Raw genomic sequence first — 26,375 nt, 5'->3', positions numbered from 1 at the left:
GCACCTATATCGCATCGTTCCAGGTGCGGCCGTCACGCTCTATCAGCGCGATCGACTGGCTCGGACCCCAAGTGCCGGCGGTGTAGCCCTGGACCTGCTGCCCGGTTTCCTCCCAGGCCTTCAGGATCGGGTCGACCCACTTCCACGCAGCCTCGACTTCGTCGCGGCGCACGAACAGTGTCTGGTTGTTGCGGATGACGTCGAAGAGCAACCGCTCATAGGCGTCAGCGTTGCGCACGGCAAACGCCTCGGCGAAGCTCATGTCGAGCGAAACGTTGCGCAGGCGCATGCCGCCCGGGCCAGGGTCCTTGATCATCAGCGACTGCTTCACGCCTTCGTTCGGCTGCAGGCGGATGACCAATTGGTTGGCCGAGATGCGGCCGGCATTGTTGTCGAAGATCGAGTGCGGGATCTGCTTGAAGGTGATGACGATCTCCGACATGCGGCCGGCGAGACGCTTGCCGGTGCGGATGTAGAAGGGTACGCCGGCCCAGCGCCAGTTGCTGACCTCGGCCTTGATCGCCACGAAGGTCTCGGTGTTCGAGATGCCGCCTTCGAGCTCCTCGAGGTAGCCCTTGACCGGACCGCCGGCCGAAGCACCGGCGCGGTACTGGCCGCGCACCGTCACCTGCTCGACATTCGCCGAGGTGATCGGCTTCAGCGCGCGGAGAACCTTGAGCTTTTCGTCGCGGACCGCTTCCGCGTCCATCGAGGTCGGCGCTTCCATGGCGACGAAGCAGACGAGTTGCAGGATGTGGTTCTGCACCATGTCGCGCAGCGCGCCCGCCTTGTCGTAGTAGCCGGCGCGGTTTTCGAGGCCGACGGCTTCCGACACGGTGATCTGCACATGGTCGATATGGGCGGAGTTCCACAGCGGCTCGTAGAGCGCATTGGCGAAGCGCAGCGCCATCAGGTTCTGCACCGTCTCCTTGCCGAGATAGTGGTCGATGCGGAAGATCTGCTCTTCGCGGAAGACCTTGCCGATCGTGTCGTTGAGTTCGGTCGCCGAGGCGAGGTCGCGGCCGATCGGCTTTTCGACGACGATGCGGGTGTTTTTGGTGATCAGCTTGTGATCGCGGATGCGTTCGGAAATGTCGCCGAAGATCGCCGGGCCGACTGCGAGGTAGAAGGCGCGGATGCGCTCCTTGCCCTCTTCGAGGATCTTCTTCAGCGCATCCCAGCCCTGGTCCGACTTGGCGTCGACGGACACGTAGAACACGCGGGCAGCGAACTTCGCGACTTCCTCTTCCTTGTATTCGTCCGCCTTCAGGTGCTCCTTCAGCGCATCGACGGCAAACTTGCGATAATCCTCATGGCTGAGCGCTGCGCGCGAGGCGCCGATGATACGGGTCGGCTCGGTGATCTGGCCTTCCAACTGGCGATGATAGAGCGCCGGCAACAGCTTGCGCTCCGCAAGATCGCCGGTGCCCCCGAACACCACATAATCAAATGGTTCGACGGGAATGATCTGGCTGCTCATGGGATATCTCGATCTGTTCAGGTCACGGGCACATATAATCTAATCGATTTAAAAGCGCTAGAGTGCGGTGCAATAAAATGCCACGGAAGCGCTTTTCAGAACCTGTCGCGTAATGCGTACCAGCTTAACGCGAGGAAGAGAAGGGAGGAGCGGAACCGCCCACCACCGGGAAAAGCCGGGATTTTCAGGGCTTTCAAGAGATCGAGCTCGGTGTCCTTGCCGAGCGCGAGATCCGCATAGAGCTTGCCGCAATAGTTGGAAAGCATCACGCCGTGGCCGGAATAGCCGCCGATCGAGGTGACGCCGGGCATGACCTCGCGGCAGAAGGGCGTGCGCGGCATGGTGATGCCGACGGAGCCGCCCCAGGCATGGCTGATCTCGATATTGGCCAGTTCCGGATAGATCTCGCTGATCTGTCGGCGGATGTGGGTCGAGATGTCGCGCGGGTTATCGGCGGTGTAGGCCTCGCGGCCGCCGAAAAGCAGCCGCCCGTCCCGCGACTTGCGGAAATAGCGCACGACGAAGCGCGAATCATCGACCGATTCACCGCCGGGAATGACAGTCGGGTGGTCGGAAAGCACCGTCGTTGCGCCGATGAAGGAGCGGATCGGCATGACGTGGCTGGCGCTCACCGGCTCCAGGTTGCCGATATAGGCGTTGCAGGCGACGAGCACGCGATCGGCGGTGATTGTGCCACGGTCCGTGGTGATGACGATCGCACCGCGGCTGCGATCGATCCTCAGGGCTTTCGTCTGCTCGAAGAGATTGGCGCCGGCAAGGGCGGCCTGTCTTGCGAGACCCACCAGCAGCTTCATCGGGTGGATGTGGCCGGTCCCGGCGTCGCGGATGCCGAAATGGTAATGGCTCGATCCGAGCCGGCTTGCGGTTTCCTCGCGGCCCATGAAGGACAGGTGCGGATAGCCGAAGCGCGTTGCCATGGCTTCCGCATGGTCGCGGTAGTCCTTTTCGAGACCTTTCTTGTGACCCACCGAGAGCTGGCCTGGCACGAATTCGATGTCGATTTCGTGCGCGCTGGCGAAGTCGAGCACATAGCGCTTGGCATTCTCGGCCATGTCGAACAGCGCCTGTGCCCGCTCATGACCGAGGCTTTCCTCGGTCTCGTCCGCCCAGGCGCGTTGCCCGGTGCCTAACTGGCCGCCATTGCGACCAGAGGCACCGTCGCCGAAGCGGCAGGCGTCGACCACGGTCACGTCGACGCCCTGACGCACCAGGTTGTAGGCCGCCTGCAGCCCGGTATAACCGCCGCCGACGATCGCGACGTCGGCCTTTCGCGATCCCGGCATGACGGGATACTCAGGTCGGTCCGGAACGGTTGCCTCATACCAGGAATAACCGGGCGAGATGGGGCTTTGCCAGGGCATGGAGAACCTCTGAGGTCAGACGTTGAGAAGCAGGAATTCGCGTTCCCAGGGGCTGATGACCTGCATGAAGGTCTCGAACTCGCCGCGTTTGACGCCGGCATAGATGGCGATGAACTCGGGGCTCAGCACCTCCGCAAGCGATGGTGCCGATTCCAGCAGGGCGACCGCTTCGAGCAGGCCGCGCGGCAGGAGGATCTCACCCTCGTTTGCCGTGTCCTCGGTCGGTGCCGTCGGCTCGCGCTGTTCGATGATGCCGAGATAACCGCAGGCGAGCGAGGCGGCGAGCGCCAGGTAGGGATTGGCATCCGAGCTCGGCAGCCGGTTCTCGATGCGCCGGGCGATCGGTTCCGACACCGGAATGCGGAAAGCCGTCGTGCGGTTGTCGTAGCCCCAGGCGGTGTTGACCGGCGCCGACATGTCGGGCGTCAGTCGGCGATAGGAATTCACGTAGGGCGCCATCATGACCAGTGTGCGCGGCACGTAGTGCTGCATGCCGCCGATGAAGTGGAAGAACTCCTTCGATGCCGAACCGTCCGGGTTCGAGAACAGGTTCCGGCCGGTGTTGATCTCGACCACCGACTGGTGGATGTGCATCGCCGAACCCGGCTGGCCCTGCATCGGCTTGGCCATGAAGGTCGCATAGATGCCGTGCTTCAGCGCCGCCTCGCGGATCGTGCGCTTGAACAGGAAGACCTGGTCGGCGAGCTCGATCGGGTCGCCATGGCGAAGGTTGATCTCGAGCTGGGCCGGACCCTCCTCGTGGATCAGCGTGTCGATCTCGAGGCCCTGCTTCTCGGAGAAGTGGTAGATGTCGTCGATCAGTTCGTCGAACTCGTTGATGCCGGCGATCGAATAGCCCTGGCCGCCAAGGATGGAGCGGCCCGAGCGGCCTTTCGGCGGATGCAGCGGATAGTCCGGGTCGTCGTTCTGGGCGACGAGATAGAACTCGATTTCCGGTGCCACCACCGGCTTCCAACCCTTCTGCCTGTAGAGATCGACCACGCGCTTCAGCACGGCGCGCGGTGTGTAGCTGATCTGTTCGCCCTGCGAGCCGACGATGTCGCAGATCACCTGCGCCGTCGGGTCGGTTTCCCAGGGCACGACCGAAAGGGTCGAGAGGTCGGGCACGAGCTTGATGTCGCTATCGCGGGAATCGTAGCGGAACTGCCCGGTTTCATCAGGATATTCGCCCGAAATCGTGTGGCGGTAGATTGCCGAGGGCAGCGCCAGCGAGGTGTTGGAAGTGAATTTCGAGGTCGGCATCATCTTGCCGCGCGGCACGCCGGCGAGGTCGGGCGTGATGCATTCGATGTCTTCGATGCCGCGGATCTTGAGCCAGTCCGTGGCTTCCTTCCAGGTCTTCACGCCGCGGAGGGAATGCAGGGCGGGGGGAATTTTCGAGGTCTTGCTGATTTTCGTTGTTTGTTGGGCAGCACTTCTCTTGGAGGGCATAAATCACCGGTTTTGGCTTCGGATAGCGCATCATAACCGCAGATTGGCAATTGGCTAGATGGGCTTCGTCATTGACTTTCGTCTCCGCCATCGGGAAGGAAAGACAAAAGAGCTGGGGTGTTTCGTGGCTGAAAAGAAGGACGTGGTCATCATCGGCGCCGGTGCCGCGGGCATGATGTGCGCCATCGAGGCGGGCAAGCGCGGGCGCCGCGTGCTCGTGCTCGACCATGCCAGGGCGCCCGGCGAGAAGATCCGCATCTCCGGCGGTGGTCGCTGCAATTTTACCAACATCCATGCGGGGCCGAAGAACTTCCTTTCGGCAAATCCCCATTTCTCGAAGTCGGCACTGGCGCGATACACGCCGCGCGATTTCCTTGCACTGGTCGAAAGGCACGGCATCGCCTGGCACGAAAAGACGCTTGGCCAGCTCTTCTGTGACCATTCGGCCAAGGACATCATCAGGATGCTGCTCGCAGAAATGCGCGACGTGCACGCCGAGTTGCGGCTGGAGACAACGATCGAAAGCGTCGAACGCCATGGCGCGGGCTTCCGCGTCATGACGGATGAGGGGCCCATCGATGCGCAATCGCTCGTCATCGCCAGTGGCGGCAAGTCGATCCCGAAGATGGGAGCGACCGGGTTCGCCTACCGGATCGCCGAGCAGTTCGGGCTTGGCATCGTCGAAACGCGGCCGGGCCTCGTGCCCCTGACCCTCGATCCGGCGCAGCTCGAAACGATCGGCGAGCTGTCGGGCGTCGCTGCCGACGCCGAAGCCCGGTGCGGCAAGACAGCCTTTCGCGAGGCAGTGCTGATTACCCATCGCGGCCTGAGCGGCCCCGCGATCCTGCAGATCTCGTCCTATTGGCGCGAAGGACTGGAAATCGTGCTGCGGCTGATGCCCGACATCGACATCGCTTCAATCCTCAAGGAAATCCGGCGCACCCACGGCAAGCAGGCGGTGCAGACGGCGCTCGGTGATATCCTGCCGCGCCGGCTTGCGCAGTTTTTCGTCGAGGGCGCGAAGCTGACCGGGCGCCAGTTGGCCGACCTCTCGGACAAGACGATCGAGCAGCTTTCGTCCTCGATCCAGGCCTGGACGATCAAGCCCGCCGGTTCGGAAGGCTATCGTACCGCCGAAGTCACGCTCGGCGGCGTCGATACCAATGGGCTCGATTCCAAGACGATGCAGGCGAAGGCGGTGCCGGGTCTCTACTTCATCGGCGAATGCGTCGATGTGACCGGCTGGCTCGGCGGCTACAATTTCCAATGGGCCTGGGCATCGGGCTTTGCCGCCGGGCAGGATGTGTAATCTCCCCGCTTTTGGCCGGTTGGGCTTCAACGATTGTTAACGGGTCTGATCGAACCTCTGTTTTTGTCGGCACAGCCGGCGGTTGGTGAGATCGGATTGTCACATAAACGGAAATAACACTGTTTCCCATTTTTTGACTTTCCTCCGCCACGGCATGGCTGCAATATATGTGTGACTGGCAAGCCGGTTCATCCGGGTCGATGGTTGCCGGTCGATGTGACAAGGACAGGATGCCATGAACCAACCAAGCCGCCGTCCCCGTGCCATAGCGATCGCCCGCACCGACGAAAGCCGTCAGCAGAAGGCCGCAATCACGCGCCTCGCACTGATCGCTTTTTTCGCCGTTGCCGCCCTCGCAGCTCTTCCGGCCCTTTGGTTCTGATCTCAGGCGACCGGCTTTAGACGGCCGGTTCCTCGGGCGCAGTTGAGGCGCCCCGCGCTCCTTCGGATTTTCTGCCGCAGGCGATCGCGCTTATACAAATTTTAATCGTTCAAATTAAATAGTACGACGAAGTGAGTTTCGTCAGGTTCGCGTTGCCTACTGCATGTCTCCTTAAATCGACCTCGATTTAAGGAGACATGCAGCAAATCAAAGTCCTACAGCGACCTTTGCGCGTCTTAAAAGACGCGCGGCGCTGTAGGGGCGGCGACGTGGATCCGCAATGATTGCCGACGGACTGACGGCGTGCGCCGTATGATTTTCCGAAAAACATCAGCCTGTTTGCGCATCGGGTGGCTCTCGATCGTCTACGCCTTCACGCCCAGTCGTTGAATGCGAAGACGTCTCGAGCCGCCGGGGGAGGCGAATGCGAGCTGCGAGCCAAGGTGTTTTCCATGTTCATTGATAGAATTCTTGCCCGTTTCAAGATCCAGACGAAGGTGCTCTTTTTCATCCTGCCCTTCGTCGTCAGCATCTGTGCCGTCGGTATCACCGGCCTTTATGCGTCGGGCCTGCTTCAGGGGCGCATGGAGATTTCGAACAGCGTGCTGCAGACATTGAGCGGTTTCAAGGATGTCTATGCGGGCATGAACGCCTTCCTGCATTCCACGACCGAGGAAACCAGGGAAGCCGTCCAGTCGAAGATTTCGGCCCAGAAGGACGTGCTTGCGGCGACGGCCGCCCAGGTCGCCGGTCAGAGCGGCCAGGACGAACTGACCGCCGCAATCGCCGCGACAAACGACATCGAGGCGCGCATCGACGGTCTCTGGAAGCTGCATGTCGGTGAGCAGGAACTGCGCGCGGCGATGGCGGCGAACCTCGACGCGTTGCTGATCGAGCGCTCCAAGATCAACGAGGAGTCGAACCGGCTGCAATATGCCGTGCGGAAAAGCGAAAACGCCGCCAAGACCATGCTGCGCGAAGCCGAGAAGCTGATGCGCGCCAGCCGCTTCTTCAACGAATTCGGCACCGAAGTCAGCAAGGCGATCTCCGTCGAGGACAAGCTGAAGGCGGTCAAGGAGCGCTTCCCGATGATCGGCCGCACCGAGCGCGACATTTTCCGCCTGCTGCCGAAGGACGAGAAGTCGCTGATGGAAACGATCACCTCGGCCTCGAGCGAGATCGGCGCGCTGCTGAAGGCGCCGGCCGCCCCGGAGACGCTCGCCGGCATCTCCAAATATGTCGACCGTTTCCGCACCGCGAGCTTCCGGCTGGAGGCGGCATCGGTCGGCAAGATGCGGGACGCGACGCGGATCTTCGCCGAACTCGACGAGCAGATCGTCGCGACGGAATCGGTGCTGACCGCGACCCGCCGGCTCGCCGGGTCGATCACGGACATCCAGATTTCCGCCGCCACCTTCATGGGCCAGACCAACGAAGAAAACCGCCAGAAGCTGCTCGATAAGTCGCTTGCCGTCCAGCAGAACATGGCAACGCTGCGTGGCGTTGCCAGCGACGGTGCTTCCTTCGACAAGATCGCCGATACGCTGATGCCGATCTTGACGGCGGTGAAGAAGGATGCCGCAGCGCTTGTCGAGATCACCGTCAAGCGGACCGCCGATTTCGACGCCGCTGGCCAGTCGATCGACCAGATCTGGGGCGATCTCACCAGCTTTGCCGAGCGGCAGAAGGTCGCCGCCGGAACGGAACGCCAGGAGGCAAACCAGATCTCGGTGGCGGCAACCGTCGCCGGCGTGGTGATCGCGTTGCTTGCCGGCATTGCGCTGACGCTGACGCTGAAGAAGCCGATCGGCCAGATCACTGCTGCCATGCGTCGCCTCGCAGACGGCCGTCTCGACACAGCGATCGACGGCGATGCGCGCCGCGACGAAATCGGCGACATGGCGCGGGCGCTTGGCGTGTTCAAGGAGAACGCGCTTTCCAAGGTCCGCATCGAGGCCGAGAGCGAAGAGCAGCGCGCCCGTGCCGAAATCGAGCGCAGCCGTAACGACCAGGAGAAGCGCGAACTCGATCGCCAGATCGATCTGGCCGTCAGCGAACTTGCCGCCGGCCTCGGCCGCCTGGCGCAGGGCGATCTCTCGCGCCAGATCGAGGTTCCCTTCCATGGTCGCCTCGAACAGTTGCGCAAGGACTTCAATGGCTCGTTGATCCGCCTACAGGACACGCTGTCGCAGATCCGCGCCAATGCGCAGGCGATCCAGGAAAGCGGCTCCAGCATGCACCATGCCGCGGACTCGCTGTCGAAGCGGACGGAAGCCCAGGCCGCATCGCTCGAAGAAACGGCTGCCGCCGTCGACCAGATCACCGCGACCGTTCGCTCCTCGGCCGAGCGTGCCGGGGAAGCCAACCATGCCGTGATCCAGACGAAGCGGAGCGCCGACAGCTCGGCGACCGTCGTCACCAACGCGATTGCCGCCATGGGGCGCATCGAAGAAGCCTCGCGCCAGATCGAACAGATCATCGAGGTGATCGACGACATCGCCTTCCAGACCAATCTCTTGGCGCTGAACGCCGGTATCGAGGCGGCGCGTGCGGGTGAAGCGGGCAAGGGCTTTGCCGTTGTTGCCCAGGAAGTGCGTGAACTGGCGCAGCGCTCGGCGGGAGCCGCGCGCGAGATCAAGGGTCTCATCAACAAGTCGACCAACGAGGTCAATGCCGGCTCGCACCTGGTCAAGCAAACGGGCGAAGTGCTGGCATCGATCAGCGCGCAGATCGTCACCGTCAGCCAGCATGTCGAGATGATCGCGACCGCAAGCCGCGATCAGGCCGTAGCGCTCAACGAGGTCAACGGCTCGGTTAACCAGATGGACCAGATGACGCAGCAGAACGCTTCGATGGTCGAGGAGGCGACGGCGACGAGCCGGTCGCTCGCGCACCAGGCGGACACATTGATGATGCTCGTCGAGCAGTTCCGGCTGGAGCCGGAGGCGGACGACTACGGCTACCGGGCCGCCTGAGGCGGCCGGCAATCGAATTCGCCGACGGCGGTCGTCCGCCTTCGGACGGACGCACGGCAATCGGTATTGCCGTGCGACATAACAAGGGCAGGGGCTAACATTGCACCGCGTGGCCGCAAGGCTCTGCGGTGCTCTTTTTTTCGGCGCCGAGGCGTCTCCTGCGCCGCTCGGCAATCTTGGCGGCCAAGGCGTCAAACATGCGCCGAAGAAGTCCCGGCGGCTTCGGATCGAAGTCTTCGTCCCAACGCCGGTTTTTCAGGGCCATGTCGGCGATATAGACCATTGCCATCATTTCCATGGTGATGCTCCTCGTTTGATGGGCATCACTTCTTTTATGCATCCAAAGCAGTTTTACATACAGCGGAAATCGGCCTATGTTTTTCAGCAATGAAAAACCTGGATTGGGACATCTATCGCTGTTTCATGAGCGTGGCGCGCACCGGTGGCCTTACCGGCGCCGCACAGGCGCTCGGTTCGAGCCCTGCCACGGTCGGACGGCGGATGCTGGAGCTCGAGGAGCGGACGGGCCGCTCCCTGTTCCTGCGCAGCCAGACCGGTTACCAGCTCACCGGCGACGGCGAGCTCCTTTTCGAGCAGCTTCAGGAGATGGAGGCGGCGGCGCGCCGGGTCGAGAGCTGGCGGCGCGAGGGTGAAGGCGCGACCGTCCGCATCACCGTCGGCACCTGGATTGCCTGGCTGCTCGCGGAGAATTTCCCGGCGCTTTGCAGCGAGAGGGATGGTTTCAGCCTGGCGATGACCGTCGGCGAGACCCGCGCCAGCCTCGCCTATCGCGAGACCGACATCGGCATCCGGGCCTTCGAGCCCGAGGAAACCTATCTGGCGGCGAGCCCGGTCGGTGACGTCGCCTATGCCGCCTATCGCCAGAAGAACGCACCGGCGGCTGCCAACACCCGGTGGGTGGCAGTGGGTGAGGAGGAGGCAATCTCGGCCTATCTTCGCTGGCCCCACCAACAGGCAGAAGGCAGGATTGTCGCGACCATCACACGGCCGCGTTCGCTCTTGGATCTCGCCCGGGCAGGCGCCGGTTGCGCTGTCCTGCCCTGCTTCGTCGGTGACCTCGATCCGATGCTGGAGCGGGCAGGCGAGGAGATTCCCGCGCTGAGGCACCGCCAATGGATCGTGATGAACAACGAGGACCGGCACCGAAAGGAAATCCGCACTGTGGTCGACCGCATGACGAAGCTGTTGCGCAGCCATGCCGACGTCTTTGCCGGAAAGAGGCCGCGACGCGGCTGAGCGCGTGGGGCCGGCTTGCGTCCTGCCGGCGCTGCAGGATTGCCAAATTGGATGACGGCGCCTTTGGTCAGCGCATCAGGAGCTTGACGAGGGCGGCCTGCGAATTGACCCGGGTCTTGGCATAGATGCTCTTGAGCTGCGTGCGGATCGTCTCGTAGCTGACGCCGTTGGCCCGCGACATTTCCTTCAGCGTCAGACCGGCAGCGACGCCGGAAGCGATGCGGAGTTCGGCCGGCGTAAGGCCATAGCTGTCTCTCAGGTGGCTGAGGCGCTGGTCGAAAACGAGCGAGGTCGCCGGCTCGATCAGCACGGCGACCGTGGGTCCGTCGAGGAGCTCGGTGAAGATGCTGGCGCTCCGCCGGACCAGCGTGATCCGAAAGGCGCCATCCTCCGCGGCCCTGACGAGACGAACCTGCGGCTGAGCCGGAGTGCCGACCGGCGAGGCCAGAAGCTCGAGTGCTGCATTGGTTTCCGGTTCGTCCATGACCAGGCGCCCGTTGATCGTCACGCGAAACGGAGAGCCCTTCGCCGCCATCCGTTCGGCGTTGTCGTTCATCGATCGGATGCGCAGATTGTCGCCGACATAGATGACGCCGATGCCGATCGTATCGAGCAGCGTCCGGCCTTCATGCTGTTCGGCCATCATCAGGTCGCGCCGGCGCAGGAAGTCGAAGGCGCGCTTCAGGTGGGGCGCAAGAAGGGTGTATTGATCGGCCGCCCGCCGGTTGAGCTCTTCGTCCGTCGATGAGGTGCAGGTCGATACGAGCAATGTGCGTGTCGGACTGCGTACGATGGTCACGCCCACGGTGGTTTCGCAGCCGGTCTGGCCCTTCAGCCAGTCATTGTAGAACTCCGATTTCACCAGGTCCGCGCGCGAGACGATATGTTCGCCGGCAAGACCGCGCCCTACCGGCACCAGCACCGACTTCGGTATCCAGGGATTGATCGCCGCGAAGTGGTTGTTGAATTGATCGATGGCATCCGGCGTAAAGCCGGAGACATAGGGCACGCATGTCGTTGGCGACGTGAGATCGTGATAATGGAGCGCCGAGCGCCCGTCCGGCATTGTCGTCGTCAGCCGGTCAAGAAGGTCCTGCCAGCCACAGTCACCAAAGGCGGCGCCGTAGATGAGCTCCGTCAATTCGGCCGTATCGGCAGCTTTCGTCGATCGATACATGCTCGCCCCAACCTAAGATAGGCTGGGCTAATATAAGCCGCAGCGCACCGCGATCAACTTGAAATGGCATAACGAAGAAGTTGTTGGAACACGATTCAGCGCCGCAACGCCGAATGGCCGGCATTCCCGCCGGCCATTCCGATCTCTGGCGCCATCGCATCTTCGCCATGATATTGCGGCTATCAACCTTGGATTGCTTTCGCCGCTCTGATTGCCGCCGCCGGCTGAAATGAAGCCGACGAAAGCAGGGCCATCGCAAGCGTCATCGCAATGAGTGTCATGGCTTGCCCTGGGTTACGATGACAGGGATCAGGAGATCGCCCCAGTTGCCTTCGCCGCCGTGGTGGCGAGCCGAGCGAACGAGCTCGACAGATACGCCGGCATCGACGGCCTTCATGACGGACTGGTTGAGGCGGTGCAGGTCGTTGGCAACCATGCGGATCGCTGCCTGCTGGTCCGGGGTCATCGCCGAAGACTGTTCCTCGGCCCGTTCCTTGACGCGTGTCTGGACTGTCATTGAACTTCTCCTTGAGGTTCGAGGCTATGGTTCTGGCGGCAGGAGCGCGGCGGGCAGGGATTGCCACGCTCCCGCCGGTCTTTCACTCTGCGGCCGGGCGGAACTGGTCGTGCTCGGTCGATTCCTTCATGGCGGTTGTCGAGGACTGGCCGCCGGTGATCGCCAGCGAGACGGCGTCGAAATAGCCGGTGCCCACCTCACGCTGGTGCTTCGTCGCGGTGTAGCCATTGGCTTCTGCCGCGAATTCCGCTTCCTGCAGCTCGGAATAGGCGGCCATCTGCCTCGCCTTGTAGCCGCGCGCCAGCTCGAACATGCCGAAGTTCAACTGATGGAAGCCGGCGAGCGTGATAAACTGGAACTTGTAGCCCATCGCGCCGAGTTCGCGCTGGAACTTGGCGATCGTCGCGTCGTCGAGGTTCTTCTTCCAATTGAACGACGGCGAGCAATTGTAGGCGAGCAGCTTCCCCGGATGCGCCTTGTGCACACCCTCGGCGAACTTGCGGGCCTGCTCCAGATCCGGCTTCGAGGTTTCGCACCAGATCAGGTCGCAATGCGGCGCATAGGCGACCGCGCGGGCGATGCAGGGCTCGAGGCCGTTCTTCACCTGGTAGAAGCCCTCGACCGTGCGGCCGGCGTCATAATCGACGAAGGGCCGATCGCGCTCGTCGATATCCGAGGTGAGCAGCTTTGCCGCTTCCGCATCGGTACGGGCGATGACGAGCGTCGGCGTACCCATGACGTCGGCGGCAAGCCGCGCGGCGTTCAGGTTGCGGATATGGGCCGCCGTCGGGATCAGCACCTTGCCGCCCAAGTGACCGCACTTCTTTTCGGAAGCGAGCTGGTCCTCATAGTGGACGCCGGCAGCACCGGCCTCGATGAAGGCCTTCATGATCTCGAAGGCGTTGAGCGGGCCGCCGAAGCCGGCTTCGGCGTCGGCGACGATCGGTGCGAACCAGGTATCGACCGAAAGGCCCTTGCCTTCGGAGGTTTCGATCTGGTCGGCGCGCTGCAGCGTGCGGTTGATGCGCTTGGCGAGTTCCGGCGCCGCATTGGCCGGATAGAGCGACTGGTCGGGATACATGGCCGAGGCGGTGTTGGCGTCGGCGGCGACCTGCCAGCCGGAGAGGTAGATCGCCTTCAGGCCGGCGCGGACCATCTGCATGGCCTGATTGCCGGAGAGCGCCCCAAGCGCATTGACGAAGTCTTCCTCGTGAATGAGTTTCCACAAGCGGTTCGCGCCCATTTCGGCCAGCGAATAACGGATCTCGACCGACCCGCGCAGCCGCTTCACGGTCTCTGCGCTATAGGGGCGGTCGACGCCATCGAAGCGGCCTTGCGGTGCGCTCGGAACAAGCTTGTAAAATTCAGTCATTACATCCTCCTGTCAAAATTTCACATCCATTCGACTTTCGTCGTACGGTGCTTCATGTTTCGAGTTCATGTGACAGTTTTTACATTGCGCTGCGGCATTCGGCTATTGGAAACATTGAAATGGCGAGGCCAAAAGGGTTATCTTGTCTTGCCTTTGACAGAAGCGCGAAGTAAACTTGTAAAAGATGTAAAATGTTATGTGCTTCGCGATTGTAAAGGTAGTTACAAATGGCCGAGAACAAGATCTTCGCCGGTCCGCGGGTCAGGCGTATTCGCAATGGCCTGTCGCTGACGCAGACGGCCATGGCCGAGGCGCTCGGCATCTCGCCGTCCTACCTCAATCTGATCGAGCGCAATCAGCGGCCGCTGACGGTGCAACTGCTCCTGAAACTCGCCTCGGTCTACAAGGTCGATCTCGACGAACTGCAGGGAGAAACCGGCGGCAGTCTCGCACAGTTGCGCGAAGTCTTCGCCGATCCGCTGCTATCAGCCGAGCTGCCGGGGGAGCAGGAGCTGATCGAGGTGGCGGAGGCCGCTCCCAATGCCGCGGGCGGTGTCGTCAAGCTCTATCGCGCCTATCGCGAGCAGGCCGCGCGCCTCAAGGATCTTGCCGATCTGCTGGCGGGGCAGGGGCATATGGAGGCCCTTTCGGGTACGCGGCTGCCGATGGACGAGGTTCGGGAAACCTTCGAGGCCAGGCCCAACCATTTTGCTGCGATAGAGGCGGCGGCGGAAACCTTTCACGCGGCGCTGTCGCCCGGTGATGATCTCATGGGCGCGCTCAAGAACTGGCTGAAGAAGGAACATGGCTTGGTCGTTCGCAGCCTGCCGGTACATGCGATGCCCAATCTGCGCCGCCGTTTCGATCGGCATTCCATGCGCCTCTTCATCTCCGAGCGGCTGTCGCCCTATGACCAACTGCGCGAGATCGCCATGGAGGCGGTGTCGATCGCCTGCCACGAAGCGATCATCGCCGAGCTCGAGCCCTTGCGTTTCTCGACTGCAGAGGCGCGCCGCATCGCCCGCTTCGAGCTTGCGCGCTACGGCGCGCATGCGCTGATGATGCCCTATGCCGCCTTCTTCGCCGCCGCCCAGCGCGCGAAATATGATGTCGATGTGTTGCGTGCCCGCTTCCAGGTCTCCTTCGAGCAGGTCGCCAATCGGCTGACCATGCTGCAGCGGCCCGGAGCGCAAGGCGTGCCGTTCTTCCTGATGGAGATCGACAATGCCGGCCACCGCCTGCGGCGGGCCGGCGCAGCCGGCTTCCCGCAGGCGAAGTTTGGTGGAGGCTGTCCGAAGCTCAATATTCATGCCGCCTTTTCGGTGCCGGGGCAGGTTCTGGTCGACCGGGTCGAAATGCCGGATGGCGCTGCGTTTCTGACGGTGGCGCGCACGCTGGACGGCCCGCAGGCGGCGTTCCAGGAGCGGGTCAGGCGCACGGCCCTGCTTCTCGGTTGCGAGGCATCCTTCGCCGACGAGGTCGTCTACGCTTCGGCGCTGCCGCCGGCGGTCGCGGTTGGTGCCGCCTGCCGGCTCTGCGAGCGGCAGGGCTGTCTCGCACGCGCCGAACCGCCGGTCACGCGACCGCTTGGGCTCGATGAGATGGCAACAGGGCTCAGCGTCTTCGATTTTCAGTAGCTGACGGGATGCCGGTTCGGCAGCAGCGGTGCGTTCGGCGCGAAGCATTCCACTGGCAGTCCGGTGGTGTAGCCGCGCGTAATGTGCGCCTTGTCCGCATAGGCCTTGTTGCGCATCAGGATCGCGTGCAGTTCCGGCAGATTGTAGAAGGGCACGCCCGGATAGAGATGGTGTTCGAGGTGATAGTTGATGTTGTGGGGGGCGAAGAACAGCTTCTCCCAGGCATGCGGATAGACGGTCCGTGAACTCGTCAATTCGTCGCCATAGTCCATGCTGCCGAAATGCTCCGCGACGCTGCGTATGTAGAGGAACAGGCAGAAGAAGGTAAGGAACGGAACCACCCAATAGAGCGCCACTTCCCGCCAGATGCCGAGCAGCGTGAAGACCGCCGTAGCGGCCACATAGAAGCCGATGCGTAGCAGCTTGTACCGGAGCGTCGAGCGGTCGTTCTTTCCCATCCGCTTGGCCATATGCAGCATGTCACGCAGCGAATTGACCGCGATGAGGTAGCCGAGCAACTGAACGATGCCGCGGGCAGCCTTCTGCGGGAAGGTGAATTGTGGCATGCCGAGCTTCGCGGTCCAATCCGGATCCTCGTCGGTATTGGCATGCTGGTGGTGGGCGAGATGGTTCTGGCGATAGCCGTCGACGGTTGCGAGCACGGGCCAGGCGAGCAGCAGGTCGCTCATCCCGTCGCTGAGTTTTCGGTTGGGGATGATGCGGTAATGCGCCGCCTCGTGGATCATGCAACCGAGCGCATGCATGCGTCCCGCAATCAGCACCACGGCGATCAGATAGACGAGAGGATTGCCGGCATATTCGCTGACGGCGATCGCCGCTGCGATCATCGCCCAATCGAAAGCGATGGCGCCCAACGCCTTTCGCGGCTCGAGCACCGACAGGCGTTTCAACTCCCTGGGATCGATCCTGCGGCTTCGCCCGTCCGGGGTGCTCTCGCCAATGATCTTCTCGCCCATCGCAATACCCACCGCTTGATGCACAACCGGCGGAAAATTCGCACGGCGATCATGGTTAATCAATTGTAAACCTCGGCTCGTCCATGTCGAGCATCCGACATGGTTAACTGTGGCAGGCGGTACCGGCAGGTTTGAGCTGCGGCACGGCGGTTCGGCATAAGTGCCCGATTTTCCTCGACTTGTGAAAAATGCCGACTGGCGCGGCGCGCTCTTTTATCGCCACGAAAGCGCTTGAGGTTATCGAGAAACATGCCTAACCTCGCCGCCTGAGCGAAACGGATTGGACGGTGCCTCCGCATGCCGGGGCCCCGAAATGAAAACCAAGAGGGGAGTTGTATGTCCAAGCTCATCGTCACAACCCTGGCGGCAGTCGTGCTGGCCGGTTCGACCATGCTGGCCTCGGCGCAGGAGCGCGTGGTCAACGTCTACAACTGGTCGGATTACATCGACAGCAGCATTCTGGAAGACTTCACCAAGGAGACCGGCATTAAGGTCGTCTATGACGTCTTCGATTCCAACGAGATCCTGGAGACGAAGCTGCTGGCGGGCGGCTCGGGCTACGACGTCGTCGTGCCGACGGCAACCTTCCTGCAGCGGCAGATCGCCGCCGGCGTGTTCCAGAAGCTCGACAAGTCGAAGCTGCCGAACCTTTCCAACATGTGGGACGTGATCATGGAGCGTACGGCGAAGTACGATCCGGGCAACGAATACGCCGTCGACTACATGTGGGGCACGACCGGCATCGGCTACAATGTCGACAAGATGAAGGCGATCCTGGGCACGGACGCGAAGCCCAATTGGGACGTCATCTTCAATCCGGAACTGGCAGCGAAGTTCAAGGATTGCGGCATCCACATCCTCGATTCCCCGACCGACGTCATGCCTTCGGCGCTCGCCTATCTCGGCCTCAATCCGGACAGCCATGAGGCCGCCGATCTGGAAAAGGCGGCCGATCTCCTGGCAAGCATCCGCCCCTATGTGCGCAAGTTCCACTCCTCGGAATACATCAACGCGCTCGCCAACGGCGACATCTGCCTCGCAGTTGGCTTCTCCGGTGACGTCTTCCAGGCCCGTGACCGTGCGGCGGAGGCGAAGGCCGGCGTGACCGTCGACTACGCGATCCCGTCGCAGGGCGCGCAGATGTGGTTCGACATGTTCGCGATCCCCGCCGATGCGCAGCACGTCGAGGAAGCCCACGCCTTCCTCAACTACATGATGAAGCCGGAAGTGGTCGCCAAAGCATCGAATTATGTCTTCTACGCCAACGGCAACAAGGCCTCGCAGCAGTTCCTCGACAAGGCCGTTTTGGAAGACACCGCCATCTATCCGTCGGATGAGGTGATGCAGAAACTGTTCACGGTGACGCCCTTCGAGGCGAAAGAACAGAGGGTATTGACCCGACTCTGGACAAAGGTCGTAACCGGCCAGTAAGAGCGGAAAACGAATTGCCCGGACCTCAAGATCCGGGCAATTTTCTTAATGGGCGCCGGGGAGAAACAAGAGCGCCCGATCGGCTGTATCATTCGGGGATTGATGATGAAGTCTCTCGGCAGTATCCGGCGGTCCTTTGCCCCCTGGGCGGATCCCGCTTCCAAGCCATTCATTTCCGTCAAGAACGTGACAAAGCGGTTCGGCGACTTCACCGCCGTCGACGACCTCTCGCTGGACATCTACACACGCGAGTTCTTTGCGCTCCTCGGCGCTTCCGGCTGCGGAAAGTCAACCCTCTTGCGCATGCTCGCCGGTTTCGAACAGCCGACCTCAGGCGAGATCATTCTCGACGGGCAGAGCCTCGCCGGCATTCCGCCTTACCGTCGCCCGGTCAACATGATGTTCCAGTCCTATGCGCTCTTTCCGCACATGACGGTCGAGAACAATATCGCTTTCGGCCTGAAGCAGGACGGCATGCCGAAGGCGGATATCGCCGCGCGCGTGGCGCAGATGCTGAAGCTGGTGAAGCTCGAAAAGTTCTCCCAGCGCAAACCACATCAGCTTTCCGGCGGTCAGCGTCAGCGCGTCGCGCTCGCCCGCTCGCTCGCCAAGCGGCCGAAAGTGCTTTTGCTCGACGAGCCGCTCGGCGCGCTCGACAAGAAGCTGCGCGAGGAAACCCAGTTCGAACTGATGGATCTGCAGCAGGAACTCGGCCTCACCTTCGTCGTCGTGACGCACGACCAGGAGGAGGCGATGACCATGGCTGACCGCATCGCGGTCATGAGCCACGGCAAGGTCATCCAGGTCGCGACCCCGGCCGAGATTTACGAGGCGCCGAATTCCCGCTTCGTTGCGGACTTCATCGGCGACGTCAACATTTTCGAGGGAGCGGTTTCTGGAGCCGAGGGCGGCTATGTGCGGCTCGAAGGCGCCAATGGCTTCCCCATCCGCATGGCGTCTCCCGAAAGACCGGCTGCCGGCGCCAGGTCCGCGGTCGCCGTCCGTCCGGAAAAGATCCGCGTCAGCCGGCAGCCGCCGGCAAATGCGCCCGTCAACGCCGTCCAGGGTGAGATCTGGGATATCGGCTATCTTGGCGACATGACCGTCTTTCATGTGCGCCTGAAGGACGGACGGGTGATCAAGGCATCGTCGTTGAACGCGGTGCGTGCCGTCGAGGACCCGCTCGGTTACGATCAGGAAGTCTGGGTTTCCTTCGGCGAAGACGCCGGCGTCGTTCTGAAGGATTGAGACCATGACGCGCGTCGCATCCGCTCTCTTCAGCCGCCTCGTCATCATCATCCCCTATGCCTGGCTGCTGTTCTTCTTCCTGATCCCCTTCTTCATCGTCTTCCGCATCTCGCTGTCGCAGACGGCAGTGGCGATGCCGCCCTATACGCCGGTTTTCGACCTCTTCGGCGGCCTGTCGGGCATTGTCGAGAAGGCGCGGGAGTTCAGTTTCGACAACTACGTCTGGCTCACCGAAGACGTTCTCTACTTCAACGCCTATGTGTCGAGCGTCATCATCGCGGCGATTTCGACGGTCATGACGCTGCTGATCGCCTATCCGATCGCCTATGGCATGGCGAAGGCGCCGAAGACCGTCCGCCCGACGCTCTTGATGCTGGTGATCCTGCCGTTCTGGACGAGCTTCCTGATCCGCGTTTATGCGTGGATCGCGATCCTGAAGCCCGAGGGCCTGCTCAACCAGTTCCTCCTGGCGACCGGCGTGATCGACCAGCCCTTGATCATTCTCAACACCAACTGGGCGATCTACATCGGCATCGTCTATTCCTATCTGCCCTTCATGGTGCTGCCGATCTATTCTTCGCTGGAGAAGATGGACCACACGCTGACGGAGGCCGCGCTCGACCTTGGCTGCACGCCGTTCACCGCTTTCTGGCGCGTGACTTTCCCACTGTCGCTGGCGGGTGTGGTCGCCGGCTGCCTGCTCGTCTTCATTCCGGCGGTTGGCGAATTCGTCATCCCCGACCTGCTCGGCGGCTCGGAAACGCTGATGATCGGCAAGACGCTCTGGAACGAGTTCAACGCCAACCGCGACTGGCCGGTATCCTCCGCCGTGGCGACGATCCTGCTTCTGATCCTGGTGCTGCCGATCGTCTACTTCCAGAACGCGCAGGCGAAAGCCGACAGCGAAGGGAGGTAGGACATGGGCACCTGGTCACGCTTCAACATCGCCTCGATCGTGCTCGGCTTCGGGTTCCTGTACCTGCCGATCGTGCTTCTGGTGATCTTCTCCTTCAACGAGTCGAAACTCGTCACGGTGTGGGCCGGCTTTTCGACCAAATGGTATGCGCAGCTCTTGCACAATCAGGCGCTGCTCGATGCCGCCTGGGTGACGATCCGCGTCGCATTGATCTCTGCGACCTGTGCAACGGTGCTCGGAACGCTCGCGGCGCTGGCGCTCGTCCGCTACACCCGGTTTCGCGGCCGCATGCTGTTCTCCGGCATGGTCTATGCGCCGCTCGTCATGCCCGAGGTGATCACCGGCCTGTCGCTCCTGCTGCTCTTCGTCGCCATCGGCCTCGATCGCGGCTTCTGGACGATCACGCTGGCGCATATCACCTTCACCATGTGCTTCGTCGCCGTCGTCGTGCAGTCGCGGTTGCTCAGCTTCGATCGGTCGATCGAAGAGGCCGCACTCGATCTCGGCGCTACCCCGGTCCGGACCTTCTTTGCGATCACGCTGCCGGTCATTGCACCGGCGGTGTTTTCCGGCTGGGTGCTGGCCTTCACGCTGTCGCTCGATGATCTCGTGATTTCGAGCTTCACCACGGGACCGGGTGCCACGACGCTGCCGATGAAGATCTACAGCCAGGTGCGGCTCGGCGTGACGCCGGAAATCAATGCGATCTGCACCATCCTCATCGGCGTCGTCGCGATCGGGGTCGTCGTTGCTTCCATCGTTACCAAGCAGCGTGAGGCGCAGCGCGAGCGAGACGAGCGCGCCGCCTTTGCCCAATCCTGAGCGGGAGTGGTCCCGCGCCTAGCGTGAGCGGCTTTATTGTTGTGAACTGCACGCCAACGGCCGGTGTCCCTGACACCGGCCGTTTTCAATTGGGTTCGCCAAGGACCGACAAGGGCGAGATAACTGCATTTGGCCAGGATCCGCCGACGAAGAAGCGCAGCCTTTGTCCAGCGTTGAGCGTGTCGATGAAGGTGCCGGCGAGCGCCAGGCTGCCGGTGCGGTAGGGAATGACGCCATTGACCGAGAGACTGCCGGCGTGGCCGGTGAAGAGCGCCTGGTTCAGCCGCGCCGACCCCTCGCCGAAACTGGCTTCGATATCGGCGGTCTGGAAGGCGAAGCTGCCGTCGCTCGCCTGAGCCAGCGAGAAGAACTCTCCCGCCCTGACCAAGTCTGCGAAGGCGTTTGCGTCGAAGCCGGAGAGGCTGCCGTTGGCGAGCGAGAGCCTGATGCGGCCCGAGGCTTCCGCCGCCTCCTCGGTCCAGAACGGATGCTCGGTCTCCAGGTCGAAGTTGACGTTGCCTCGGCCGGTCGGGATCGGGCCTGTAAACCCGAAGTCCGCAAGCGCTGCGGCGAGGTCGGCGTTCTTCAGGACCAGTTCGAGCTTGCCGCCCTTTGCCAATCCTGCTTCCGAGATCGCGATCCGGCCGCTGAGCCGACCATTGGCATAGGTGCTGTCAGCGATGTCGATGGAAGCGTGCCCATGATCGATGATGACGCCGGCGGCGACATCCATCAGCCGGAGAGGGCCGATCGATGCCTCCTGCGCCGATAGGCGGAGGTCGGCGCGCCAGGTCCGCACGAAAGCGTCACGGAGCTGCTTGGTGACGTCGTCAGGCTCTACCGGCAATTGATCGATGAGTGGCTGCAGGCCGTTGAGGCCGATACGATCGAAGGCGAGCGTGCCTTCTATCCGGGGCGTATCGTTGGCCGGTGTGGAAACGTCGAGAACACCGGTCGCATTGGCGCCGCCCAGAGCAAGCTGCAGATCGTCGAACTTCAGGGAGCGATCGCCTGTCGTGACATTGGCGGTGAGGTTAAGGCTGCTGTCGGGCAGGGCGCGGCCAGCCTTGCCCTGATACCAGGCCGCCAGCGTTTGCAGGGATGCTGTTGAAAGCTGGAGCCGCCCCGAACTGATCGGTGCCTGCGAGAGGCTGCCGATGCCTTCGAAAGAGAGGTTCAATGGAGTTGAGCTCAGCGATGTCCTGAGCGTCGTGTTGCGGCCGGCGAGCAGGGCCAGCGGCTCGTTGCAGTCGAGCGTCCAGGTCACCAGCTGTCCGCCAAGGCTGCCCGAGAACTCGGCGCCCAGAGGCTCGGTGAAGGAGGGCCACTTGACCGTTCCGGCGATGCCGGAAAATTCCCGGGTCTGGTTGGTGATGAGGTCGATGACCTGCAGGCGCCCGTTTTCGACCGTGACGTCACCGAAAGGCGTATCATCGCTGGAGGTCGGCCTTTCCGGCGCAGCCAACCAGTGTGGGCGTTGCCAGTTGAGCGTGCCATCCGTCCGTCTTTCCAGCGTGATGACCGGCTCGATCAGGCGGATGTCCTCGAGTTCCGGATCGCCGTCGATGGCCGAAAGCAGGCTGAAGGAAGCGGTTATCCTGCCGATATTCGCGAGCTTGCGCGATGTGCCATCTGCCGTCTCGATCGTCGCCGAGCGGAGCGTAAGGGTCGGTTCCGGCCAGAAGCTGATCTCGGGATTGCCTGTTATCCGGCTTTTCCCACCTGACCAGGCGTCGAGCATGTGCTCCACCCTTGGGCGCACGTCGGCGGTGGAAATCAGCAGAGGCAGCGCGGCGTTGTAGGCGGCAGCAAGCCCCACTCCGATCGCCGCTGCCCAGAGGAAGTGGCGACGGCGGAGCCGCGACCACAGGCGTGCGTCGCGCATCATATGCAGGAATTTCCGTGTCATGTCCGCCTGGTCGCCGTCGCTTGGGTCACGCATGTTGGATAGGCCTTCGGCCCTCAGAAATCAAATGCGGCGGACAGGAAACAGACAGGTAAATGTCGCCGGCTCGATGCCGAGGCGACTGCGGGTACTGTTTATTTTGCGATGCAGCATGGTATAGAGAGCATGGAGCAGGAGTGGAGGAAAAGCATGCAAGCAGAGCAGCCGTTGTGGGTTCCCAGTCTCGAGATCCGTGAGCATAGTCCCATGGCCGAATTTATCGCCTGGTGCAGCGAACGTTTCGGCAGGACCTTTGCGGATTATGACGCGTTCCATGCATGGTCGGTGGCCGAGCGTGGTGATTTCTGGACCGCAGTATGGGAGCATTGCAACGTCATCGGCGAGCGTGGCGCGACCGCCCTCGTCAATGGCGACCGGATGCTCGACGCTCGTTTTTTCCCTGAAGCGAAGCTGAACTTCGCCGAGAACCTGCTTCGTGAAACCGGCGATGGCGATGCGCTTGTGTTCCGCGGCGAGGACAAGGTCGATTACCGCCTGTCGTGGAACGAGCTGCGCGCTTTGGTGTCGCGACTGCAGCAGGCGCTGAAAGCGCAAGGGATTGGCCCGGGTGACCGCGTCGCGGCGATGATGCCGAACATGCCGGAAACCGTCGCGCTGATGCTGGCGACCGCCTCGATCGGGGCGATCTGGTCCTCCTGCTCTCCCGATTTCGGCGAGCAGGGCGTTCTCGATCGATTCGGCCAGATCGCGCCGAAGCTGTTCATCGCCTGCGACGGCTATTGGTATAACGGCAAGCGCCAGGACGTCGACGCGAAGGTGCGCGCGGTCTCGGCCAGCCTTGCCGTGCCGGCGTTGATCGTACCCTACGCCGGCGACAGCGCGGCGCTTGCCGCCTCGATCGCAGGCGGTACGACTCTCGGAGACTTCATCGCGCCCTTCGAGGCGAAGGTCCTGACGTTCGAGCGGCTTCCCTTCAGCCATCCGCTCTATGTGCTGTTTTCGTCAGGCACGACGGGTGTACCGAAGTGCATCGTGCATTCGGCCGGCGGCACCTTGCTGCAGCATCTGAAGGAACACCGTTTCCACTGCGGCCTTCGCCGCGGCGAAAAGCTCTTCTACTTCACCACCTGTGGCTGGATGATGTGGAACTGGCTGGCCTCGGGCTTGGCGGTCGGCGCCACGCTTTGTCTCTTCGACGGCTCGCCCTTCTACCCCGACGGCAACGTGCTCTTCGACTATGCCGCGGCCGAGAAGTTCGCGGTGTTCGGCACCTCGGCCAAGTATATCGATGCGGTCCGCAAGGGCGGCTTCGTGCCGGCCAAGACCCATGACCTCTCGACCCTGAGGCTGCTCACCTCCACCGGTTCGCCCTTGTCGCCGGAAGGCTTCTCCTTCGTCTACGAAGGGATTAAGTCGGACGTGCAGCTCGCTTCGATATCCGGAGGCACGGATATCGTCTCCTGCTTCGTGCTCGGCAATCCCCTGAAGCCGGTCTGGCGCGGCGAGATCCAGGGGCCAGGCCTCGGATTGGCCGTCGACGTCTGGAACGACGAGGGGCAGTCCGTGCGCGGTGAAAAGGGCGAGCTCGTCTGCACCAAGGCGTTCCCGTCGATGCCGGTGATGTTTTGGAACGACCCGGAAGGCGCCAAGTATCGCGCCGCCTATTTCGAGCGCTTCGACAACGTCTGGTGCCATGGCGACTTTGCCGAATGGACCGAACACGGCGGTATCATTATTCACGGCCGCTCCGACGCGACTTTGAACCCGGGCGGCGTGCGCATCGGCACCGCGGAGATCTACAATCAGGTCGAGCAGATGGAGGAGGTCGTCGAGGCCCTCTGCATCGGGCAGGATTGGGAAGACGACGTCCGCGTCGTTCTGTTCGTCCGCCTCGCATCCGGGATCACGCTAACCGAGGATCTGATCAAGGCGATCAAGAACCGTATCCGCGTCGGCGCGTCGCCGCGCCACGTGCCGGCGAAGGTGATCGCGGTCACCGACATCCCCCGCACCAAGTCGGGCAAGATCGTCGAGCTTGCCGTCCGTGATGTCGTGCATGGCCGTCCGGTGAAGAACAAGGAGGCGCTCGCCAACCCCGAGGCGCTCGACCTTTTTGCCGGTCTCGAGGCCCTTAAGAATTGAGGGTGCGTTAACTTGTTGGCGCTCCCCGAGTTAACCAAGCCTTCAGACTTGCTGAAAAATCACTAAAATTGCGCAGTCGCCTGGTAAGGTCTTGTTAAGAATTCGGGGCGCATTGTCATGTTAACTTGGGCCCGGTCGATGTAGGTCGGCGTTCGGCAGCGATGCCGCCGCAGACATGATGTCATCCCTTTTCGAGCACTTGTTGGTTTAGCATTCGACTATCGAGGTGGCCTCCCAGCCACCTTTTTTTTATGCCGCTTCGGCCGTCAGAAACGAGTGGAGCCAATGCCCCCGGTCGATCAGGATCGGCCTTCGAGCGACCGCGACACCGCGATGACCGGGATCATGCCGGCGATGACGATGATCATGGCGGCAACCGAGGCATCCTCGACCTTCGCCCGCGAGGCGTCCTCGTAGACGAGCGTGGCCAGCGTGTTGAAATTGAAGGGCCGCAGCATGATCGTGGCCGATAGCTCCTTCATCGTTTCGATGAAGACGAGCAGGGCTGCAGTCAGAACGGCCGGACGCATCATCGGCAGCAGCACGGTGCGCAGGGTCTGTCCGCCCGTGCGTCCGAGTGCGCGCGCGGCCATGTCGAGATGCGGAGAGAGCTTATGGAAGCCGGCTTCGAGTGTGCCTTCCGCCATTGTCAGAAAGCGCACGCTGCAGGCATAGATGATGGCAAAGCCGGTGCCGGTCATCATCAGTCCGGTGGAGATGCCGAAGGTTTCCCGCATGCCGGCATCGATCGCATTGTCGAGAGCGGCGAGCGGAAAGAGCACGCCGATCGCCAGCACCGTGCCGGGCACACCGTAGCCGAAGGAGGCAAGCCGCCCCGCCGTGTCGGAGACCCGGGAGTGCCCGGTGCGCGCCGCATAGGCCAGTACGAAGCCGAGCAGCACCGTGGCGATCGCCGTCGCGCCCGAAACCAGGATGCTGTGGAAGAGCGCGTTCAGCAGACGAGGCTCCACAAACTGGTCGATCCGCTTCAGGGCAAAGTTGCCGAGGATGAAGAACGGCACGGCGAAACCGGAGAGAACTGGCAGCAGGCAGGCAAGCATCGCCGACCATTTCTTCCAGCCGGTCAAAGACAGCCGGACGGCATCGTGGACGGCCGAGGTGGTCTTCTGGCTGGAGAAGCGCTGGCGGCGCCGTGCGGCCCGTTCGATCATCATCAACCCGATGACGAAGACCAGCATGATGCAGGCGATCTGTGCGGCGCCCGCAAGGCTGCCGCGGTTCAGCCAGGTATCGAAGATCGAGAAGGTCAGCGTCTGCACGCCGAGGAATTCGACGGCACCGATATCGTTCAAGGTCTCCATCGCCACCAGCGTCAGGCCGATCATGATCGCCGGGCGGGCCATCGGGATCTGGATGCGGAAGAACACCTTGAGCGGACCGGCGCCGAGGGTGCGCGCGACGTCCGCAGCCGCCCGTCCCTGCATCAGGAACATCGAGCGGCAAGCGAGATAGATGTATGGATAGAGCACCGAACTCAACACCAGCACCGCGCCGCCGAGCGAGCGGATATCCGGAAACCAATAGTCGCGGCTCGTCTTGAAGCCGAAGATGAAGCGGACCAGGCTTTGCACCGGCCCGGTGAAGGTGAGGAGTTCACCGAAGGCATAGGCAGCCAGATAGGCTGGGATGGCGAGTGGCAGCACGAGGGCTGCGGAGAGAAACCGGCGGAGCGGAAACTCGCAACTTGCCACCAGCCACGCTGTCAGGATGCCGATGACCGCAGTGGTGGCACCCGTCAGCGAAACGAGGAGCAGCGTTCGCCCGGTCGCGCGTGGAATGACGTTTTCCATGAGGTGCGGCCAGTTGCTGCCGCCACCCGATACGGCAAGCCACGCGATCGCGATGATCGGCATCAGCACGATCACCGACGTCAGGCCGGCCCAGGTCGCCAGGAGAGGATGGGAAAGACCGGTTCCTGCACGTGCAAGACGCCGCTTTGTGCTGTGAGAGGTGGACTGCAATCGATCGATTC

General features: G+C 62.4%; 20 protein-coding genes. 10 read left to right on the top strand and 10 right to left on the bottom strand.

Going from position 1 to position 26,375, the window contains the following annotated elements; translation table 11 throughout:
- Window positions 1-4 precede the first annotated feature (4 nt).
- The 3 genes from zwf to AC0C6X_RS02105 form a co-directional block, all read right to left on the bottom strand.
- A complete protein-coding gene (gene zwf / locus AC0C6X_RS02115; RefSeq protein WP_173515639.1) occupies window positions 5-1,480 on the bottom strand; it encodes a glucose-6-phosphate dehydrogenase in 1,476 nt (491 codons plus the stop codon).
- A 95-nt stretch (window positions 1,481-1,575) separates the two neighbouring features.
- A complete protein-coding gene (locus tag AC0C6X_RS02110; protein WP_472951671.1) occupies window positions 1,576-2,862 on the bottom strand; it encodes an NAD(P)/FAD-dependent oxidoreductase in 1,287 nt (428 codons plus the stop codon).
- A 15-nt stretch (window positions 2,863-2,877) separates the two neighbouring features.
- Window positions 2,878-4,314: a glutamine synthetase family protein gene (locus tag AC0C6X_RS02105; protein WP_173515641.1), complete on the bottom strand. Its 1,437-nt coding sequence runs from the start codon at window positions 4,312-4,314 to the stop codon at window positions 2,878-2,880.
- A gap of 124 nt (window positions 4,315-4,438) precedes the next feature.
- On the opposite strand from AC0C6X_RS02105, the gene AC0C6X_RS02100 reads away from it, so the two are divergent.
- The 3 genes from AC0C6X_RS02100 (at window position 4,439) to AC0C6X_RS02090 (ending at window position 8,980) form a co-directional block, all read left to right on the top strand.
- A complete protein-coding gene (locus AC0C6X_RS02100; RefSeq protein WP_472951669.1) occupies window positions 4,439-5,623 on the top strand; it encodes a BaiN/RdsA family NAD(P)/FAD-dependent oxidoreductase in 1,185 nt (394 codons plus the stop codon).
- A gap of 235 nt (window positions 5,624-5,858) precedes the next feature.
- Entirely contained in the window at window positions 5,859-6,005 is a 147-nt protein-coding gene (locus AC0C6X_RS02095; protein WP_173515643.1) for a hypothetical protein, read from the top strand.
- A 452-nt stretch (window positions 6,006-6,457) separates the two neighbouring features.
- The gene (locus tag AC0C6X_RS02090) at window positions 6,458-8,980 is read left to right on the top strand and encodes a methyl-accepting chemotaxis protein (protein WP_472951665.1); all 2,523 of its coding nucleotides are present in this window, start codon (window positions 6,458-6,460) and stop codon (window positions 8,978-8,980) included.
- A 94-nt stretch (window positions 8,981-9,074) separates the two neighbouring features.
- Here the strand turns inward: AC0C6X_RS02090 and AC0C6X_RS02085 are convergent, their stop codons facing one another.
- A complete protein-coding gene (locus AC0C6X_RS02085; RefSeq protein ID WP_472951663.1) occupies window positions 9,075-9,263 on the bottom strand; it encodes a hypothetical protein in 189 nt (62 codons plus the stop codon).
- Between the two features lie 104 nt (window positions 9,264-9,367).
- On the opposite strand from AC0C6X_RS02085, the gene AC0C6X_RS02080 reads away from it, so the two are divergent.
- Complete coding sequence (locus tag AC0C6X_RS02080) at window positions 9,368-10,237, top strand: LysR family transcriptional regulator (RefSeq protein WP_472951661.1); 870 nt, start codon at window positions 9,368-9,370, stop codon at window positions 10,235-10,237.
- A gap of 67 nt (window positions 10,238-10,304) precedes the next feature.
- On the opposite strand, the gene AC0C6X_RS02075 is transcribed toward AC0C6X_RS02080, so the two are convergent.
- From AC0C6X_RS02075 to aceA, 3 genes are all read right to left on the bottom strand, one after another.
- On the bottom strand, window positions 10,305-11,414 hold the full coding sequence (locus tag AC0C6X_RS02075; protein ID WP_173515647.1) for a LuxR C-terminal-related transcriptional regulator: 1,110 nt from the start codon (window positions 11,412-11,414) through the stop codon (window positions 10,305-10,307).
- A 277-nt stretch (window positions 11,415-11,691) separates the two neighbouring features.
- Complete coding sequence (locus tag AC0C6X_RS02070; protein WP_173515648.1) at window positions 11,692-11,931, bottom strand: SMc00767 family acetate metabolism repressor; 240 nt, start codon at window positions 11,929-11,931, stop codon at window positions 11,692-11,694.
- 82 nt (window positions 11,932-12,013) lie between these two features.
- Window positions 12,014-13,303 (bottom strand): isocitrate lyase, encoded by a 1,290-nt coding sequence (gene aceA / locus AC0C6X_RS02065; protein ID WP_173515649.1) that lies wholly within the window; start codon window positions 13,301-13,303, stop codon window positions 12,014-12,016.
- A gap of 227 nt (window positions 13,304-13,530) precedes the next feature.
- Here aceA and AC0C6X_RS02060 point away from each other — a divergent pair, with 227 nt between their 5' ends.
- Window positions 13,531-14,940, top strand: a complete 1,410-nt coding sequence (locus AC0C6X_RS02060) for a helix-turn-helix domain-containing protein (RefSeq protein WP_247958079.1) — start codon at window positions 13,531-13,533, stop codon at window positions 14,938-14,940.
- On the opposite strand, the gene AC0C6X_RS02055 is transcribed toward AC0C6X_RS02060, so the two are convergent.
- Window positions 14,934-15,917, bottom strand: a complete 984-nt coding sequence (locus AC0C6X_RS02055) for a fatty acid desaturase family protein (RefSeq protein ID WP_173515651.1) — start codon at window positions 15,915-15,917, stop codon at window positions 14,934-14,936. The genes AC0C6X_RS02060 and AC0C6X_RS02055 overlap by 7 nt on opposite strands.
- A 336-nt stretch (window positions 15,918-16,253) precedes the next feature.
- On the opposite strand from AC0C6X_RS02055, the gene AC0C6X_RS02050 reads away from it, so the two are divergent.
- The 4 genes from AC0C6X_RS02050 to AC0C6X_RS02035 are packed head-to-tail and all read left to right on the top strand — an operon-like array spanning window position 16,254 to window position 20,334.
- Window positions 16,254-17,348 (top strand): polyamine ABC transporter substrate-binding protein, encoded by a 1,095-nt coding sequence (locus AC0C6X_RS02050; protein ID WP_173515652.1) that lies wholly within the window; start codon window positions 16,254-16,256, stop codon window positions 17,346-17,348.
- Between the two features lie 48 nt (window positions 17,349-17,396).
- Window positions 17,397-18,596, top strand: coding sequence for an ABC transporter ATP-binding protein (locus tag AC0C6X_RS02045; protein ID WP_432704667.1), 1,200 nt, complete (start codon window positions 17,397-17,399; stop codon window positions 18,594-18,596).
- A gap of 4 nt (window positions 18,597-18,600) precedes the next feature.
- On the top strand, window positions 18,601-19,512 hold the full coding sequence (locus tag AC0C6X_RS02040; RefSeq protein ID WP_472951655.1) for an ABC transporter permease subunit: 912 nt from the start codon (window positions 18,601-18,603) through the stop codon (window positions 19,510-19,512).
- Window positions 19,513-19,515: 3 nt separating this feature from the next.
- A complete protein-coding gene (locus AC0C6X_RS02035) occupies window positions 19,516-20,334 on the top strand; it encodes an ABC transporter permease subunit (RefSeq protein ID WP_173515655.1) in 819 nt (272 codons plus the stop codon).
- Window positions 20,335-20,419: 85 nt separating this feature from the next.
- Here the strand turns inward: AC0C6X_RS02035 and AC0C6X_RS02030 are convergent, their stop codons facing one another.
- Complete coding sequence (locus AC0C6X_RS02030; RefSeq protein WP_472951852.1) at window positions 20,420-22,243, bottom strand: AsmA family protein; 1,824 nt, start codon at window positions 22,241-22,243, stop codon at window positions 20,420-20,422.
- Between the two features lie 186 nt (window positions 22,244-22,429).
- Here AC0C6X_RS02030 and AC0C6X_RS02025 point away from each other — a divergent pair, with 186 nt between their 5' ends.
- Entirely contained in the window at window positions 22,430-24,382 is a 1,953-nt protein-coding gene (locus AC0C6X_RS02025; RefSeq protein WP_472951653.1) for an acetoacetate--CoA ligase, read from the top strand.
- 299 nt (window positions 24,383-24,681) lie between these two features.
- Here the strand turns inward: AC0C6X_RS02025 and AC0C6X_RS02020 are convergent, their stop codons facing one another.
- Entirely contained in the window at window positions 24,682-26,364 is a 1,683-nt protein-coding gene (locus AC0C6X_RS02020) for an ABC transporter permease (RefSeq protein WP_472951650.1), read from the bottom strand.
- Between the last annotated feature and the right edge of the window lie 11 nt (window positions 26,365-26,375).

This window comes from Ensifer sp. VA4, assembly GCF_055710065.1.
Note: the sequence above shows the minus strand (reverse complement) of the source record. Positions and strands in the feature narration are given on the sequence as shown.

Excerpts from the sequence above, each read along its gene's own strand:
- zwf (WP_173515639.1), bottom strand. The coding sequence starts at position 1,480 with ATGAGCAGCCAGATCATTCCCGTCGAACCATTTGATTATGTGGTGTTC.
- AC0C6X_RS02110 (WP_472951671.1), bottom strand. The coding sequence starts at position 2,862 with ATGCCCTGGCAAAGCCCCATCTCGCCCGGTTATTCCTGGTATGAGGCA.
- AC0C6X_RS02105 (WP_173515641.1), bottom strand. The coding sequence starts at position 4,314 with ATGCCCTCCAAGAGAAGTGCTGCCCAACAAACAACGAAAATCAGCAAG.
- AC0C6X_RS02095 (WP_173515643.1), top strand. The coding sequence starts at position 5,859 with ATGAACCAACCAAGCCGCCGTCCCCGTGCCATAGCGATCGCCCGCACC.
- AC0C6X_RS02090 (WP_472951665.1), top strand. The coding sequence starts at position 6,458 with ATGTTCATTGATAGAATTCTTGCCCGTTTCAAGATCCAGACGAAGGTG.
- AC0C6X_RS02085 (WP_472951663.1), bottom strand. The coding sequence starts at position 9,263 with ATGGTCTATATCGCCGACATGGCCCTGAAAAACCGGCGTTGGGACGAA.
- AC0C6X_RS02080 (WP_472951661.1), top strand. The coding sequence starts at position 9,368 with ATGAAAAACCTGGATTGGGACATCTATCGCTGTTTCATGAGCGTGGCG.
- AC0C6X_RS02075 (WP_173515647.1), bottom strand. The coding sequence starts at position 11,414 with ATGTATCGATCGACGAAAGCTGCCGATACGGCCGAATTGACGGAGCTC.
- AC0C6X_RS02070 (WP_173515648.1), bottom strand. The coding sequence starts at position 11,931 with ATGACAGTCCAGACACGCGTCAAGGAACGGGCCGAGGAACAGTCTTCG.
- aceA (WP_173515649.1), bottom strand. The coding sequence starts at position 13,303 with ATGACTGAATTTTACAAGCTTGTTCCGAGCGCACCGCAAGGCCGCTTC.
- AC0C6X_RS02060 (WP_247958079.1), top strand. The coding sequence starts at position 13,531 with ATGGCCGAGAACAAGATCTTCGCCGGTCCGCGGGTCAGGCGTATTCGC.
- AC0C6X_RS02055 (WP_173515651.1), bottom strand. The coding sequence starts at position 15,917 with ATGGGCGAGAAGATCATTGGCGAGAGCACCCCGGACGGGCGAAGCCGC.
- AC0C6X_RS02050 (WP_173515652.1), top strand. The coding sequence starts at position 16,254 with ATGTCCAAGCTCATCGTCACAACCCTGGCGGCAGTCGTGCTGGCCGGT.
- AC0C6X_RS02045 (WP_432704667.1), top strand. The coding sequence starts at position 17,397 with ATGGGCGCCGGGGAGAAACAAGAGCGCCCGATCGGCTGTATCATTCGG.
- AC0C6X_RS02040 (WP_472951655.1), top strand. The coding sequence starts at position 18,601 with ATGACGCGCGTCGCATCCGCTCTCTTCAGCCGCCTCGTCATCATCATC.
- AC0C6X_RS02035 (WP_173515655.1), top strand. The coding sequence starts at position 19,516 with ATGGGCACCTGGTCACGCTTCAACATCGCCTCGATCGTGCTCGGCTTC.
- AC0C6X_RS02030 (WP_472951852.1), bottom strand. The coding sequence starts at position 22,243 with ATGACACGGAAATTCCTGCATATGATGCGCGACGCACGCCTGTGGTCG.
- AC0C6X_RS02025 (WP_472951653.1), top strand. The coding sequence starts at position 22,430 with ATGCAAGCAGAGCAGCCGTTGTGGGTTCCCAGTCTCGAGATCCGTGAG.